Annotated in this window: 12 protein-coding genes; 5 read left to right on the top strand and 7 right to left on the bottom strand. The window is 47.5% G+C overall.

Annotated elements, in window-relative coordinates; genetic code table 11:
- Window positions 1-19 precede the first annotated feature (19 nt).
- The 4 genes from priA to B5M13_RS04175 all read left to right on the top strand — a co-directional run bounded on the left by priA (window position 20) and on the right by B5M13_RS04175 (window position 7722).
- Window positions 20-2545, top strand: a complete 2526-nt coding sequence (priA, locus tag B5M13_RS04190; protein WP_080054444.1) for a replication restart helicase PriA — start codon at window positions 20-22, stop codon at window positions 2543-2545.
- 103 nt (window positions 2546-2648) lie between these two features.
- The gene (pyk, locus tag B5M13_RS04185) at window positions 2649-4085 is read left to right on the top strand and encodes a pyruvate kinase (RefSeq protein ID WP_080054443.1); all 1437 of its coding nucleotides are present in this window, start codon (window positions 2649-2651) and stop codon (window positions 4083-4085) included.
- A gap of 225 nt (window positions 4086-4310) precedes the next feature.
- Window positions 4311-6869, top strand: a complete 2559-nt coding sequence (locus B5M13_RS04180) for a circularly permuted type 2 ATP-grasp protein (RefSeq protein ID WP_080054442.1) — start codon at window positions 4311-4313, stop codon at window positions 6867-6869.
- Window positions 6859-7722, top strand: a complete 864-nt coding sequence (locus B5M13_RS04175) for a transglutaminase family protein (RefSeq protein WP_080054441.1) — start codon at window positions 6859-6861, stop codon at window positions 7720-7722. Before B5M13_RS04180 ends, B5M13_RS04175 begins: the two co-directional genes overlap by 11 nt.
- Window positions 7723-7879: 157 nt before the next feature.
- Here the strand turns inward: B5M13_RS04175 and B5M13_RS04170 are convergent, their stop codons facing one another.
- Entirely contained in the window at window positions 7880-8401 is a 522-nt protein-coding gene (locus tag B5M13_RS04170) for a DUF5606 family protein (RefSeq protein WP_080054440.1), read from the bottom strand.
- A 97-nt stretch (window positions 8402-8498) separates the two neighbouring features.
- Entirely contained in the window at window positions 8499-9158 is a 660-nt protein-coding gene (gene yihA / locus B5M13_RS04165; protein WP_080054439.1) for a ribosome biogenesis GTP-binding protein YihA/YsxC, read from the bottom strand.
- A gap of 279 nt (window positions 9159-9437) precedes the next feature.
- Between yihA and B5M13_RS04160 the strand changes: the two genes are divergently transcribed.
- Window positions 9438-9923, top strand: a complete 486-nt coding sequence (locus B5M13_RS04160) for a thioredoxin family protein (RefSeq protein WP_080059787.1) — start codon at window positions 9438-9440, stop codon at window positions 9921-9923.
- Between the two features lie 49 nt (window positions 9924-9972).
- Here the strand turns inward: B5M13_RS04160 and B5M13_RS04155 are convergent, their stop codons facing one another.
- From B5M13_RS04155 to B5M13_RS04135, 5 genes are read right to left on the bottom strand one after another with little or no spacing between them, the layout of a single operon-like run.
- A complete protein-coding gene (locus tag B5M13_RS04155; protein WP_080054438.1) occupies window positions 9973-11214 on the bottom strand; it encodes a glycosyltransferase family 4 protein in 1242 nt (413 codons plus the stop codon).
- Window positions 11211-12860, bottom strand: a complete 1650-nt coding sequence (locus B5M13_RS04150; protein ID WP_080054437.1) for an alginate lyase family protein — start codon at window positions 12858-12860, stop codon at window positions 11211-11213. The genes B5M13_RS04155 and B5M13_RS04150 overlap by 4 nt, the downstream gene beginning before the upstream one ends.
- Entirely contained in the window at window positions 12857-13957 is a 1101-nt protein-coding gene (gene wecB, locus B5M13_RS04145) for a non-hydrolyzing UDP-N-acetylglucosamine 2-epimerase (RefSeq protein WP_080054436.1), read from the bottom strand. Before wecB ends, B5M13_RS04150 begins: the two co-directional genes overlap by 4 nt.
- Window positions 13958-13969: 12 nt before the next feature.
- The gene (locus tag B5M13_RS04140) at window positions 13970-15094 is read right to left on the bottom strand and encodes a glycosyltransferase (protein ID WP_080054435.1); all 1125 of its coding nucleotides are present in this window, start codon (window positions 15092-15094) and stop codon (window positions 13970-13972) included.
- Window positions 15091-16113 (bottom strand): glycosyltransferase family 4 protein, encoded by a 1023-nt coding sequence (locus B5M13_RS04135; protein ID WP_080054434.1) that lies wholly within the window; start codon window positions 16111-16113, stop codon window positions 15091-15093. Before B5M13_RS04135 ends, B5M13_RS04140 begins: the two co-directional genes overlap by 4 nt.
- Window positions 16114-16151 lie beyond the last annotated feature (38 nt).

Here is a 16151-nt window from a genome sequence, read left to right as displayed (position 1 = left end):
GTCCATCCGTATCCAACAAGTGGAAAATCAGCTCAATACGTTATTTTCGTCGTTTGAAAGTGAAGAAATCACCTTCTTCGCCGACTTAATTCTGCCAATTCCGGTCCCAAAATTGTTTACCTATCGGGTTCCTCGAGGAATGGCCGACATTCTCAAAATTGGTGCCAGAGTGATTGTTCCATTTGGCAAGAAAAATAGCCGGGTGCTCACGGCTGTGGTGGCCAAACTACACAATTCACCACCTACGGCCTATCAGGCACGTTACATTAGTGAAGTGCTGGATGAGTATCCCTTAGTGACTGGCTATCAATTGGAATTATTTCGATGGATGGCCGAATACTACATGTGCTGCATCGGTGACGTCATGAATGTAGCCCTACCGTCGGGTCTTAAAATATCGAGTCAATCGAAGGTGCAGTTCAATCCTGATTTCGATTACCCTGAGCTACTGACCGAATTTGAGGAGGTGTTGCTGACCGAACTCAAAAAGCATCCCGCTCTTTCGTATGAAGAATTAGGACGTCTGGCTGGGGAGAGCACCAACGTACCTGCCCTGATCAAATCGCTGGTTGGTAAGAAAGCCGTTATCGTTTTCGAAGAAGTTCGGGAGAAATACATCCCAAAAATGGTTCGAAAAATCAGGTTGCATCAGAACTATGAAGAGCGGGAACAATTGTTGGCCCTGATTCAGCAGCTCGATAAACTGCCTAAACAGCAGGAAGTGGTGATGCGCTACCTGCGGCATGTTCCCATGCAACGCGACCCGTCTCTGAATCAGAAAGGGCTGGATAAAACGATTCTTAATCAGGACGACGAGCTTTCACAATCCTCCCTGTCGACGCTGGTCAAAAATGGCGTTTTCGAAACCTTTGAGGTTATCCAGCCCCGCTTTTCGGACAACCTGGCCCCACAGGTAGAAATTCGGTTGACCGATGCCCAACAGGCAGCGGCAAACCAGATCATGCAGCAGTTTGCTCACCAGAATATTGTCCTGTTTCATGGGATTACAGGGAGTGGTAAAACCGAAATTTATATCGATCTTATTCAACAGGCACTGCTGGGGGGCTCGCAGGTGCTTTATCTACTACCCGAAATTGCCCTGACCGCCCAGATTGTGGTGCGGCTCCAGCGAGTCTTTGGCGATAAAATGGGGATTTACCATTCCAAGTTTTCGGACAATGAACGTGTTGAGGTCTGGAAAGGTGTTGTATCAGGGCAGTATCAGTTCGTGGTTGGTGTACGGTCGTCGGTGTTTCTCCCGTTCGATAACCTGGGGCTGATTATTGTCGATGAGGAACATGAAACGAGTTATAAGCAGCACGACCCCGCTCCTCGTTATCATGCCCGCGACGTAGCGATTATGCTGGCGCATTGGCAACAGGCTAAAGTACTACTGGGATCGGCTACGCCCTCCCTCGAAACCTATTTTCAGGCCAAACAAGGCCGGTATGGACTTGTTGAACTATTCCAGCGATTTGGCGATGCTACGTTGCCCAACATTGTACTGGTAAACACCCAGCAGGAAAAACGGCAAAAGACGATGAAGAACGAATTTTCGTCGGCCCTGCTTGGAGCTCTGGAGATGAACCTGGAGCGAAAAGAGCAAAGCATTTTGTTCCAGAATCGACGCGGCTATTCGCCCTATATGCAATGTGAAGATTGCGACTGGACAGCCGAATGCCAGAACTGTGCCGTTAGCCTGACCTATCACCAGCGCGATGCCGAGCTGCGCTGTCATTACTGCGGCCATAAGGAAGCGGTACCACGTACCTGCCCTAGCTGCGGCTCTACCAAAGTCCGGACCATTGGGTTCGGAACAGAAAAACTGGAAGATCAGCTTCAGATTATTTTTCCGTCGTCGCGGGTGTTACGAATGGATCTGGATACGACTCGCGCTAAAAACGCTTACCAGCAAATTATCCAGGAATTTGAAGGTGGCCAAGTCGATATTCTGGTGGGTACGCAAATGATCACCAAAGGGCTCGACTTCGATAATGTGAGCCTGGTCGGTATTTTCGATGCCGACCGCCTGATTCACTTCCCGGATTTTCGGGCTACCGAACGGGCTTTCCAGATGCTCACGCAGGTAAGTGGTCGGGCCGGTCGACGGGCCGGTCGGCAGGGAACGGTACTTATTCAAACGAATAATCCTCAACAGCCGATCCTGCAAAAGATCATTACCAATGATTATAAGGGCTTGTACGACGAAGAAATTCAGGAGCGGCAGGATTTCAACTATCCGCCTTTCTCCCGGCTCATTAAGCTGACCATCCGGCATACGGATAAACTCATCAGCCATCAGGCTGCCGAACGACTGGCCGCCGAATTAACGGATGTGCTGGGCAGTAGTCGCGTGCTGGGTCCCGAAGAACCTCTGGTTGAACGGATTCGTAACCAGTTTCTGTTCGACATTCTGATTAAAATTGAGCGGGATAAGGTCAACATCAAAGCGGTTAAAACCTACATTCAGGATCGGATCAACGACATTCTGACCGACAAAGGGTTGCGTCAGGTAAGCATCGTGGCCGATGTGGATTGTTTGTAATACGCATCATTACTGTAAAATTTCGATGAATACGACCGTTTTTTAGGGCATCCGGTTATTTTTGCACCGGCTTTGGCCAATTTTGCCCAATTTTTCCCATCCTATGTCTAAGAAAACCAAAATTGTGGCCACCATTGGCCCGGCTTCCGAAACCAAAGAGCAGTTGCTGGCATTAGCCAAAGCCGGGGTAAATGTGTTCCGACTCAATTTCTCCCACGGTACGCATGAAGACCACCTAATGCGGCTGAACCGTATTCGCGAAATCAACCAGGAGTACAACCTGAACCTCTGTGTTCTTCAGGATTTACAAGGTCCGAAAATCCGAATCGGTAACGTGGAGAATAAAGATGGCGTCATGATTGTACCCGGTCAGGAGCTGGTCTTTACCAACGACGATATTATGGGGACGGCCGAACGCGTCAGTACACCTTATAAAGATATGTATAAGGATGTTCATCCCGGCGAGCGTATCCTTATGGACGATGGCAAGCTGGAGGTTCGCGTCCTGCGCACCGAAGGAACCGACGTAGTTACAGAAGTAGTATACGGAGGTCCAATGAAATCCAAAAAAGGGGTGAACCTGCCGAATACCAAAGTGTCGATGCCTGCCGTTACCGACAAAGACTGGGCTGATCTAAAATTTGGCCTTGAGCATGAGGTTGAGTGGATTGCGCTCTCTTTTGTGCGGGAAGCCTCTGAAATTCTGGAGATTAAAGAATACATCAAATCGCAGGGTAAGAAATGCCGGGTTATCGCTAAGATTGAAAAGCCCGAAGCCATTCAGAACATCGACTCCATTGTGGCTGCTACGGATGGTCTGATGGTTGCCCGTGGTGATCTGGGGGTTGAGCTACCCGCCGAAGAGGTGCCAATGATTCAGAAAATGCTGGTTGAGAAGTGTAACAAGGCGGCCAAACCCGTTATTGTGGCTACGCAGATGCTCGAAAGCATGATCGATGCCCCACGGCCAACCCGCGCCGAAATTAACGACATTGCCAACTCAGTACTGGATGGCGCCGATGCCGTTATGCTCAGCGCTGAAACGGCATCCGGCAAATATCCTATACTGGCGGTTGAAAGTATGGCTAACACCATCCGACAGGTAGAAGCTACCTCCGACAAAATTTACTATCGCTACCATGCGCACGTCAACGAGGAGCCTACCGATAATGTCCTGAACGACAATGTGGTTATGAGCGCCTGCCGACTGGCCCGCGATACCAAAGCCAAGGCCATTATTGGTATTACCAACTCAGGCTATACGGCTGTACGGATCTCGCACCACCGTCCCAAAGCGGATTTATATGTGTTTTCGAATGATGCTCAGTTACGGAACACGCTAGGGTTGTACTGGGGAGTTCAGGTTATGCCGTATGAACCCGATCTGGACCTGACGGTCGATCAAACGGTGGAAGGTATCAAACAAACACTGATTGGACAGGGAAAACTGCAATCAGGTGATATTTTTATCAATACCCTCAGCATGCCGTTAACCCAGTCTCGCCGGACCAATACGGTCAAATTAAGCATGGTCGATTAAATCATTGTACACATACCGAATTTTACTTATACAAACGGCAGTCGGGCCAGCATCTTTACGATGCTGGCCCGACTGCTTTTAAGCCACTAAAAATTGCACTCTTACAAACAAAATTTTATTTAATCCAATAATAACCTTAAAAAAGTTGGCCAAATACAATATAGGGGTAATTTTATCACTCTAATTACTTTCATTGCCATATTCGCCTATAATCCGTATTACGTAATGGTTTCAGAATCTGTCAGTAGTCTACTCGACCTATACCGCACAAAGCTGAACACCTACGACGAAGTATTGGGCAGCAATGGGACAATCAAGCGTCATTGGCAGAAACTCTTTTCGTCACTGGAAAAAATCGGCCCCGACGAGTTGGCGAACCGTTCGCAGGAGATAAAAAATAAGATTCGTGAGAACGGCGTCACCTACAATATATACCAGCATCCCGATGGTCTCAATAGTCCCTGGAAATTAGATTTAATCCCATTCTTAATTGAACAGCGGGAGTGGCAGGCGATCTCGAAAGGGTTACAGCAACGGGCTATCCTACTCGATTTGATTCTACGGGATATGTACGGTGAGCGGAAGATGCTGAAAGATCGGGTATTGCCCGCCGAATTGATTTATACAAACACTGGTTTTTTTCGCTCCTGCTACGATGTAAAACTACCGACCCAGAATCAGTTGGTCATGTATGCCGCCGATATGGCTCGCGGCCCTGATGGGCGAATGTGGGTAGTTGACAATCGAACACAGGCCCCATCGGGCTCAGGCTACGCGCTGGAAAACCGCGCCATTATCAGCAAAATTATGCCTGAACTGGCAAGGGATATGTATGTTGGTCGCCTTTCACCTTTCTTCACACAAGCCCAGCAATCTATTTTTAAAGTTTTTCGTGAAAAGTCCGACTATCTGAACGTCGTTTATTTAACCCCTGGCCCTAATAACGAAACCTACTTTGAGCAGGCGTACCTGGCTTCTTATCTGGGCTATACACTGGTTCAGGGCGACGATCTGGTGGTGAAAAATGGATGCGTCTGGGTAAAGGCCATCGATGGACTTCAGCGAGTCGACATTATTATCCGACGAATTGATGATGAATGGTGCGACCCGCTCGAACTCCGAATCGACTCAAAATTGGGCGTTCCGGGCTTGCTCCAGGTGATTCGTAACGGCAATGTCATGGTAATTAACCCACCAGGCACCAGCGCGGTTGAGAATTCGGCCTTTAACGCATTTATGCCATCGTTATGCCGTTATTTTCTGGGCGAAGAACTAATCCTGCCATCGGTCGCTACCTGGTGGTGCGGTCAGCCTAAAGAACTTCAGAACACACTCGACCATCTGGACAGTCTGATTATCAAAAAAGCGAATCGTAAGCAGGTCTTCCGGTCGGTATATGGCAAAGAGCTTGCCAAAGAGCAGCTACACCAGCTCCGGGAACAGATTCTGCAAAACCCGACCGAATATGTGGCTCAGGAAGAAGTGAATTTTTCGACCACACCCACGTTTGTAGATGGGCAGATTGAGCCTCGTTACGCAGCCATTCGTGCTTTTCTGACGGCTACGCCCAATGGGTATCAGGTGATGGACGGTGGCCTTACCCGTAGTTCGGCGCTTAAAGGCAAATTCACGTTTTCAAACCAGTACGGTAGCGTTTCGAAAGACACCTGGATTATTTCAGATGAAGCCGAAGTGGTTCGGGAACGAGTCAAACTACCCGGCTTTGTTTACCACCAAACGCAGGCATCACTTCCAAGCCGTAGTGCCGAAAACCTATACTGGGCGGCTCGCTATAGCGAACGAAGTATGAATGCTACTACTTTTCTGATGTTTACGCTTAATGCTTTAAGTCTCCAGCGTAATTTCGGCAATCTAAATAAGACACAGCACATTGAAATACTGCTGAAAACGGTATCTAACCTTATCCAGATTCAGCCCTGTTTTTCGGAAGAGAACAAGGATGACTTCAAAAACCCGTTCCCCATCATTGCCGACAGTATTGCCAATAGCAATAAAAACGGTACGGTGACCTCATCGGTCAATTCATTTTTAAGAGCCATGATGGCCGTCCGCGAACGCTGGAACAACGTAACCTGGCGAACAATCGATGTTATTGAACACATCAACCAGAAACTTCAGCAAATACAGGCCAGTCACAACCCTAACGATATTCAGAATACCCTGAATAGTTTGCAGAGTAATCTGTTTACATTCTACGGAATCGTAAACGAATCGATTCCCCGGAACAATGGCTACTATTTATTCGAGACCGGAAAACTAATCGAGCGGATTCTATCAAAAATCACGATTCTGCAATCCATTTTCAGCAATAAGACCGAGCCGATTATCGAAAGCGAATTGCTGGAAGTGGTACTGATGAATCATTTTGCCTTATCGCACTACCGGTCGATTTATAAAACCAACTTCGAAAAAGAATATGTGCTGGATATGATTTTACTGGATCGGCAGATCCCCTCCTCGCTGGCCTACCTTCTTGATTCACTGGACTATAGCATTAGTCAATTACCCCAGGCTTCCGAACGACTGAGCAAATCCCGGAAGGCGATTCTGGAAGCGGTTACTCAAATTAAACTAATTGATGTATCCGACATTGCGACTGTTGAACCCAGTACACAGGCTTACGAAAAACTGAGTACTATTCTTTCGCAGGTATATGGACTGATTGCCGACGTTTCCAGCTATACTGCCAATCAATATTTCAATCACACAGCTACGCAGCATTCCATTACCGAAACCATTGTTGATATCGTAAATGAATTATAGAGTATTCCATAAAACCCAATACGATTACAGCGAAAACGTGAATAATTACCATGGATTGGCGTGCGTGATGCCGAAAAATATAGGCTATCAGACCTGCCATGATTTCTCACTGGCCATTTACCCCACTCCTGACGAGATTGATTCACGAATCGATTTTTATGGCAATACCACGCATTATTTTTCGATCTATAAGCCGCATAACAAACTCGTTATTATTGCGAAAAGTACGCTTCAAACGCACGCTGGAAACCCCACCCGTTCGTCGCTAACCAATGGAGCAGTACGAAAAAGACTACAAACCGATCGGACACTCCGCAATGAGTTGCTGGACTATATGCTTCCCAGTCCCTTTGTTCATTGGGACGACGAAATCAGGCAGTTCGGTGTCGACTGTTTTAACGATCAGGCGTCCTTTTATGACAGCGCCCGGCTTCTTTGTCAGAAAATTTATCGCGACTTTACCTACGTGCCCGGCTTTACGACCATTTATACACCTTTGAAAACCGTACTGCGCGAAAAAAAAGGGGTCTGTCAGGACTTTTCGCATCTGACCATTGCCTGCCTGCGTAGTTTAGGGTTTGCGGCCCGATACGTTAGCGGCTATCTGGAAACGCAACCGCTACCCGGTGAACCCAAGCTACAGGGATCCGACGCTACTCATGCCTGGGTATCGGTTTATGTCCCTGAGATTGGCTGGTGTGATTTCGATCCAACCAATGACATGATTCCGCAGGAGCGGCACATCACCACCGCCTGGGGGCGTGATTTCGGAGATGTTTCACCACTAAAAGGAATCATTTTCAGTACAGGCAGGCATACATTCCAGGTGGAAGTCGATGTTTTGCCGATCTGATTGGCGCTACTTAAAGGCTTTGAATGCAGATAGGTGCCAGGAAATAGACTGGATTTCATCTAAAAAGCCGCGAAACCAAAGGTCATCGCGGCTTTTCGGTTCTTACTGAAAATAAGAACGTTGGTAACAAGAGCTGTACTTACAAAAAAGCGAAAATCTATGCTTTTTGTTTTTTCTGCTTGGCAGGTTTTTCGGCCGCAGATGCATCAGGTACCGTTTCAACAGCTTCTGATTCGTCTGATTTTTCTTCCGTTGCTGCCTCGGCTTCAGCCGTTACCTCAAATAATTCGGGGGCATACTGGTTCAATATGCCATACCAACTTATGAGCTTCTTAATATCGGCCTGACGGACACGCTCGCGGTCGTAAGACGGCACGACCGAAGCCATGAACTCAGCCAGTTCGTCGGGTGAACCTTTCGGATCGACCGATAGTGTATTACCATATTTTTCATGGATAGACAACAGAACTTCGCTCAGTGGAATGGATTGCTCCTTGCTGTCGTCATCGACATAAATAGAAATATCGTTCAGGACTGACACCCGTGCCGTGGGGCCCATCATGGTTTTAGCCTTTTTATCGTCCAGCGATTCAACAATAACGCCAGCTCGGCCCGGTTTCAAAATTCGGTAAAGGCCGCTGTAGCCAGCCACATTAGCAATCTGTTTTAATGCTTCCATAGAGAGACTTGTAATTTGGTAACGCGTATTTGGGTGGGTGTATTGCCCGTTTACTGATTGAATGATTGAGTTGTTGACTGATCGAATGGCGCAAAGACTAGTTGCCTGTTTTTCGTAGAGGCCCGGCGTTTCGCTTCTTTCGTTCATTCTTTTGCTCTTTTACATAGTCTTCGTTCAGGGGTCGAATAAACGAAAGAATATCTTCACGCCCGGCTCCAGTCATGGCCGATGTTACAAAAAACGTGGGGGCTTCCTCCCAGCTTTCCAGCAACTTTGCCCGGTATGTGTCGAGAGTAGCCTGTAACTTCATAGGTCCCAGCTTCTCCGTTTTCGTAAAAACGACAACGAAAGGAAGACCGCGATCACCCAGATTTTCCATAAAATCGAGGTCTATTTTCTGCGGTTCAATTCGGGAGTCAACCAGAACAAAAATGCAAAGTAAATTGGGTCTTGTGGTCAGATAGCCGGTGATGAGTGCCGCAAACTTTTCCCGTTCGGTTTTACTAACCTGGGCATATCCGTAACCCGGCAAATCGACCAGATACCATTCATTGTCAATGATAAAGTGATTGATCAACTGGGTCTTGCCCGGTTTGCCCGAAATTTTGGCCAAGCCCGAGCGGCCCGTCAGCATATTGATCAGCGATGATTTGCCAACATTGGAACGGCCAATAAAGGCATATTCAGGCCGATCAGGACTAGGGCATTTCGCGGGGTCGGAGTTACTGACAAAAAATTCGGCTTGCTTAACAGGCATACGACTAAGTCATTTATTGTTACTACTCGCCATTAATTATCATTCATCGTTACAGAACAACGGATGGCTAATGAATGAGAGTCAATGACCTCAAATGACGAACATTGGTTGAAACGGCTGCAAAGTTCGGAAAGATTACCGAGAATGGCACACCATTTGTAAATTGAGAAGCAGACTATTAATTTGCTTCAGAAACAGGCGATCAGAAACGAAAATCGCCTGCCGATGCGTTATAGACTCAGAAAAACCATTAAAGACCGCCGGATTGCCGGTTCAATCATGAAAAAAGTTTTTTGGCTACTTGCGCTATTACTGGTAGGATTTTCTTCTTTACCAACTCAGGCTGGATCGCATCCGACCCGTACTAACCGAACTGGCAACCACAGCATTGCTCCTAAAAACGACGCAGAAGGTATTCAGTTTACAGAAACCTCCTGGAAAGAAGTGCTGAAAAAAGCCAAGGCTGAAAAAAAGGTAATCTTTCTGGATGCCTACGCGAGCTGGTGTGGCCCCTGTAAGATGTTGCAGAAGAACGTGTTCACCAAAAAAGCGGTAGGAGACTTCTACAACAGCAAGTTCATCAATGTGAAAATGGACATGGAAAAAGGGGAAGGCCCTGCTCTGTCGCAGGTGTATCCGCTCGAAGCCTATCCAACGCTGCTGTTTATCGATGGCAATGGTAAAGTGCTGAAAAAGGTATTAGGCTACCAATCACCTGAAGATCTGATTGCGATCGGTAAGAGTGTAAAATCGGCATCCATGTAGTTATTCTTCTGGCCGATTCGCCAGATTCAAAAGTAAGAGGTCGGCTTAATCAAGCCGACCTCTTGTCATGTATGCCGGACAGATCAGTACGCCTTACTGTTTTTAGCACCTGCCTTATCTGACGGGCCAAAGCCGCATTGATCGTCTGCCGTTGAAATTGACGGACAAATTGATGCCTTGGCTGGGTAACATAAGGCGTCTCTCGCAATTTGCGCACAAACCCTGCTACATCACCTGGTCTGAACACAATTGTATTGGGTATGTATTTGTTGATGAATGCAGCCGCATAGCCCGACACTCCAGCAATAATTGGCATATCGGTAGCTCCGTACTCAACTAATTTAGACGGTATTACCCGCTTAAACGCTTCCAGATCATTCAGATGCACAAAAAGGTAATCTGCCATTTGATAGGCAGCGATCAAATTGGCACGACTGGTTGGCGGGCGCCATTCGATGTTCGGGATTGCGTTCAGGCGAATGGCTTTTTCCAGCTTCGATCGGGTGCTTCCATCGCCGATAATTACAAAACGGTAACCGTCGCCTAATTGCTGAGCCGCTTGTGGAATAATCACATCAAGCCCCTGCCCTTCGCCAATATTCCCTGCATAGAGAATAGTTTTAACAGTACAATCCGTTCGTTTTTCGGAAAGTGGCAACTTGATAAACAGTTCATCTATACCATGTGTATAATAACTGTATGTGGCCTGGACGAATGGTTTAAAGTAGTCGGTAAAACCTCTTGATACCAGATTAATATGCCGGGCATACCCGAATGTGTACTGCTCAATCGGGCGCAGCATCCGATCGGCCAACCGGGTAACAGGCCAATTGAACCTCCGGCGATTGAGTACCTCCAGGATTGTTTCCCGAAATATATCCCGAATATCTAAGAACAAAGCAATATTCTTTTGCCGACTGATACGAGCCCCTAAAAAGGCAGTAAATAATCGGGATGATGAGGCTACTACCAGATCGTATTGTTGATCTTTGGTTAGTTGTCGAACGTGTCGATAATACGTATAAAACGCAATGAGCTGTCCAATAAAGCTGCTTTTGTGTGCTAAAACGTTGACCCTATGAATCGTGATGGTCGCTCCTCCATGATACCATTCTTCATGACTCGCTGCAGGTGGATGATACGCACTATACCGATTGGGATGGGTTGTAAGTACATGAATTGAATCGCTGGGGGCTAGTTGGCTGGCCAGTTCATTGACCAACGAAGTATTACGGGTAGCACCTGGCCCCAAATCAGGTTCAAAATAAAATGTCAGATAAAGTATGTTCATCCACTGAGCAGAAAAGATGTTTCCAGCCTGCCTGTAAAGCTTATTTCAAGGCACTGGCCCGGACTAAGGCGATTGAAGCCTTCAGCACTAGAAAACGTTGAGACGCGATACGTCGGTTTGGTATCGGATTTTACGTTTATTTTTATCGAATCGGCCTGAATGGTATCTCCTGCCAGTTGCAAGGCAATGGCCGGGTGAAAATGGAAACGTGCAACTCCTCGCTGTTCGATTGTAGTTTGAGTATGTATGTTCAGTAACGAATCCGTAATCAGAATCCGGTCAGGTGCCAGCGCCCAGGTTCGTTGATGAAGTACGTTAATAATCTTATAGCCATCGTGACGGGCAGACAACTCAGTGGCCGAATCGACTTGCAGACTCACCCTCGCCCGGCGCCCAACGCGAAAGCTTGCCCACACTTCGGAGGAATTTCGATCATTAATCGTTACCGTATTATGGGCTACCGTACTTCGCTCCCAGCAACGTTGGGCGCCAGCCTCATAGGTCGACGTGCCCGCATCGATAAGTACAGGCTTATTGTCGACATATAAGATACATGAGAACGTGTCGGCATGGGCGTGGCCCGACCGATGGGCATCGCCAATGGCACCTACGTTTGCAATAAGCTCGTATCTGCTTTGTCGAAACATACGATAGCCACTCTCTCGGAGTACTGCTTCCTGCCGAACAAAGCCAGGTAGAACCGTTTTGGCTTTCGCATACAGTTGTGGTGTTGAAGGTGCCATATCTTCGGCACTATCATTCACCATAGGAACGTCGCCATTACGAAATGTTACAGCGTTTAACCAAGCCAGCATTTGGGATGCGATCTGCGTTAGGAACAGCCTGAGACCGAGGTTATTATACCAGGTATCTGCTTGTAAAACCGTTAACGTGTCGAGTAATCGGTTGAGCAATAGCTGATGGTAAATAGGGCTGCGCTCGTCGTGTCCGCCATCCGGCAAAATTTGTCTGGAGAGTTCCTTTCTGAGCAGCCTTTCCGCTTTCGTAATCCAATGGGTATGCCGAAAATATAAGCCCGCCGTCAGTAAGGCAAACCCATTTTCGATCACATGATTGCCTCCCAGATGATACTCTAACCGTCGATTAAGTAGGGCCGCCTGCGCAAACAAGTGTCTGTTAATAGTATCATCCTGAATCTGGTGCCTGCTTAGAAAGTAAATCCAGTTTACAATCCGTATCGACATTGGATAAGACTCCAACCCATCTTTTAGCCAGAGTATCTGGGCTATAAAATCACGTATCATCCTCAGACCGCCATTCTCGCTTATATGCGGCTGATTCAGAAAATCGAAGTAGTTGAGATGATACGTCCAAAGTTTACCTAACTGGTTAAAATTCCAGTTTATCCACGGTAGAAACGAAACGGATTGGTTCAAAAATGTAAATGATCCCGACTGCCATAATACAGGCTTATCGGCATCTGGTACATGCAGGAAATAGCCTTTGCAAAGCCGGCTGGAGAACGTTAATCTGGCTGGCCCTCTTAATCGATGCCGTATCTGATGTATAATCTGCCCGGCCGATAAGTGTCGTATCGTCCGCCAGATTATCCCAATACGATGTACTGTATGAACAGGTAAGGCTGGCTCCAGAGCTTCCAAAACAGGTAGATTTATTGACGTCATTCGTACTGAGTGGCCATTAGTATGTTGACGATGCGATTTGCGCTTCTGCCATCCCATAAGTATGGAGGAGCCGTCTGGGGCCTTGTTTGGTCCGGCAGTTCATCGATGTACTGTCTGACTGAATCTTTACTCAGCTTATCAATGAGACGATTAGTGCCTAAAGAAAGCGTTACTGGCCGTTCGGTGGAAGGGCGAATGGTTAAACAGGGAACCTGCAAGTAGGTAGTTTCTTCTTGTAAACCACCCGAGTCGGTAATGACTGCAGCCGCACTTTCCATTAGATTCAGAAATTCGAGGTAGCCGAGTGGTTCCAGTATGCGAACATTCGGAATATCCATAAGCTGGCCTTCCAGTCCAAATTGCAACAGATTAGCTCGGGTACGTGGGTGAACAGGAAAGATCACCGTTTTGAGTAAAGCTACCGTTTCGATTAATTCCAGAATTTTTCGCAGGCTGGTTTCGGTATCAACGTTAAAGGGCCGATGGATGGTGACTAAAACATAACTTTTGTCCGACACGCCCAGTCGTCTTACCGTATTTAGTTCCGAAGCCTGAGAGCGGTACTGAACCAGTGCATCGATCAGGACATTACCTACCCAATGGACTTTATGGGCAGCTATTCCCTCTCGTTGAAGATTCTGAACGGCAGCCTGCTCAGTCACGAATAAACGTTCTGACAAGGCATCGGTCAGGATTCGGTTGCGTTCTTCTGGCATTTGGCAATCGCCCGAACGCAGGCCCGCTTCGACATGCGCAACGCGAATACCCTGTTGAGCGGCTGCCAGTGCACAGGCCAGCGTACTGGTTACATCCCCAATTACTAATACCCAATCGGGCTGCTCTTTGGCCAGCACCTGCTCAAACTTAACCAGTATATCGGCCATCTGTCGGGTAGGGCTTTCAGCGTTAATGTGTAGGCGATAATCGGGGGTTGGCAGGGTAAGTTGTTGGAAAAATACGTCGCTCATTGCCAGGCTAGTATGCTGGCCTGTGTGCACAATCTTCGAACATATTCCTGGTGCGCTAGAGAATGCCCGCTGCAGTGGAGCAAGCTTAATGAAATTGGGTCGGGTACCTACAACGTTAATAATTTTCATACCACATAGCCCTTAGTTAGAATGGATTTGCTGGTCGTAAACCTGCGACCATTCGTCTATGGAATCGCTAATTGAAAACGTCCGCTGCGCAATCTCGACAGCCCGTTTGCGGTAACCCTGGTATTCATCCGACGACATTACCAGATAGCGCTCAATAGCGCGTCGTAATGGATCTGGGTTATTGCTAATCCAGGCTCCCACGCGTTCGGTTTCGAGCAATTGCCAGGGGGTATTGATGGATGCGATGACCGGCGTTCCCTGAGCTAGTGATTCAATCACGACATTGCCAAAGCTCTCCGTGTGCGACGGCAGAATCGTCAGTAAAGCACTGGCATACAATTGTTGTTTTTGCGCCCCGCTAACGAACCCTATGAACGACACCTTTGCCGAAAGCCCCAGGGTTACTACTAATTGTTTTAGGGTTCGCACGTAAGCCCTGTGCGCTTCTGGCCCAGCAATCAACAGCCGAAAGTTGCCTTCCAGAAATAAAGGCGATGTACTGACTGCTTTCAGCAATCGATCAATGGCTTTAACGGGATGCAATCGGCCGATAAAAAGCAGATAAGGCGTATCGACAGATTCAGGCATAAGTAAGGCGGGTATCTCCAGGCGATTTCGGATAATATGGACTACTGCATCAGCCCCAAAATGCTGCCGGATGTAAGCTGCTTCGGGAGCGCTGGCGGCATGAAAGCAAAACTTTGGCCTGGCAAGCTTGACAAGTAGCAATATCAGCCATTTACGAAAGGGCTTAATGGCTAAAACGGCAGGATTAAGTTCACCGTGTGGAGTCCATATCACGGGTTTGTTTCTGATTCGGCACATAAGCACCCAAACCACAGACGCGGGATAAAAGAAGCTATTGACGTGAACAATGTTGGCGTTCTGGATCGCCTGCCAGCCGTACCAAATATGTTTTATCGGCAGATAAGCGTGAGGATTTTGGGTATAGATTACCCGTCCGCAGTCCAGCGTAACCCAAGTATTGGTGGGAACCGACTGCAAGGCCTGTGAAGTAGCCACTACCGTTACGTCATGCCCAGCTTGTTTCAATGCTTTTGCCAGCCAGTAAATTGAATTGCTGGGACCACCCATCTGCGAAGGGTAAAAATAATCGGCCGACAGAACGATCTTCATGCGATTGCTTCAGCCACGGGGAGTCGATGGGTTGCTTTCTGATAAATAGCGACATATTGGGCAGTCGCTTTATCGATAGAATACCGTTGTGCATTTTCGACCCCTGCTTCAATAAGCTTCGTCCGATAGTTTTCTTCATCAATCAACTGCAAAATACCCTGACGGATAGCTGCCGTATCTGTTGGGTCAACAAAATGAGCAGCTTCAGCGGCAATCGTTCGCATTGGATCAATAGCCGAAGTTAGTACTACCCGGCCTATGGCATTGGCCTCCAGTACAGGCATACCGAACCCTTCGTAGGTAGACAGAAACGTAACCATATCGCAGTCGATATAGCTGTCAATAAGGGCATTCCGGCTCAAGTTGACGCAATTCCGATAGTCGATCTGGTGCGTCTCCAAATAGGCCAGTATATCATCGGTCAATGAGCCAACGATTACCAGCGTGCAGGGGATACCGTAGAGAGCGGTTATTAACCTGATCAGATTTTTGTTTGAAGCCGTACCTATCTGTAATAAGACTGGACGTTCGGTTCGAAATCGGGCAGGCGTATAAGTCATTCTGGGGTCGTGTCCATTGGCAACCACTACCGCTTTCTCGGCAATCTGTCCTAGGTATCGAATTAACTCCTGGCGGGTTTTCTCGGATACAACCGTTACGTATCGCGCCCGACGTACGGGTAAGTAATACCAGAACAGCCAGAACGCGACGTATCGCAACGGTCGATTTCTGAATTTTTTGAGGGGGCCGCAGTCATGAATCGTTAGTACTGTACGCGATGCAGGTAACGCCAGGGCTGTATAGTGAATGTCGCCTGTAATGTGAAACACATCAGCCTGTAACCGTCGTACAAAGCGTAGATTTTGCCACACGTGCCACAAACTCTTACTAATGTGCGGCACGTTAATAGCTTGTATATGAACGCCTTTATCCAGACTCATTGTCTGTTTAATATGCCCAAATAAAGTTTCAATGCTGTGACCGGTACCTGAGCTTCGAAATAAATAGGTAATCTGCATAGACAATTAACAGTTTCATCGATGCGGTGAATTGATTC

The organism is Spirosoma aerolatum (assembly GCF_002056795.1).
Classification (GTDB): Bacteria; Bacteroidota; Bacteroidia; order Cytophagales; family Spirosomataceae; genus Spirosoma; species Spirosoma aerolatum.
The sequence above is the reverse complement of the archived record's forward strand: the minus strand, read 5'-3'. Positions and strand labels throughout refer to the sequence as shown.

Coding starts and splice junctions, on each gene's coding strand:
- B5M13_RS04160 (WP_080059787.1), top strand. CDS start 9,438: ATGAAAAAAGTTTTTTGGCTACTTGCGCTATTACTGGTAGGATTTTCT.
- wecB (WP_080054436.1), bottom strand. CDS start 13,957: ATGAAAATTATTAACGTTGTAGGTACCCGACCCAATTTCATTAAGCTT.
- yihA (WP_080054439.1), bottom strand. CDS start 9,158: ATGCCTGTTAAGCAAGCCGAATTTTTTGTCAGTAACTCCGACCCCGCG.
- B5M13_RS04170 (WP_080054440.1), bottom strand. CDS start 8,401: ATGGAAGCATTAAAACAGATTGCTAATGTGGCTGGCTACAGCGGCCTT.
- B5M13_RS04155 (WP_080054438.1), bottom strand. CDS start 11,214: ATGAACATACTTTATCTGACATTTTATTTTGAACCTGATTTGGGGCCA.
- B5M13_RS04135 (WP_080054434.1), bottom strand. CDS start 16,113: ATGCAGATTACCTATTTATTTCGAAGCTCAGGTACCGGTCACAGCATT.
- pyk (WP_080054443.1), top strand. CDS start 2,649: ATGTCTAAGAAAACCAAAATTGTGGCCACCATTGGCCCGGCTTCCGAA.
- B5M13_RS04150 (WP_080054437.1), bottom strand. CDS start 12,860: ATGACGTCAATAAATCTACCTGTTTTGGAAGCTCTGGAGCCAGCCTTA.
- B5M13_RS04180 (WP_080054442.1), top strand. CDS start 4,311: ATGGTTTCAGAATCTGTCAGTAGTCTACTCGACCTATACCGCACAAAG.
- B5M13_RS04140 (WP_080054435.1), bottom strand. CDS start 15,094: ATGAAGATCGTTCTGTCGGCCGATTATTTTTACCCTTCGCAGATGGGT.
- B5M13_RS04175 (WP_080054441.1), top strand. CDS start 6,859: ATGAATTATAGAGTATTCCATAAAACCCAATACGATTACAGCGAAAAC.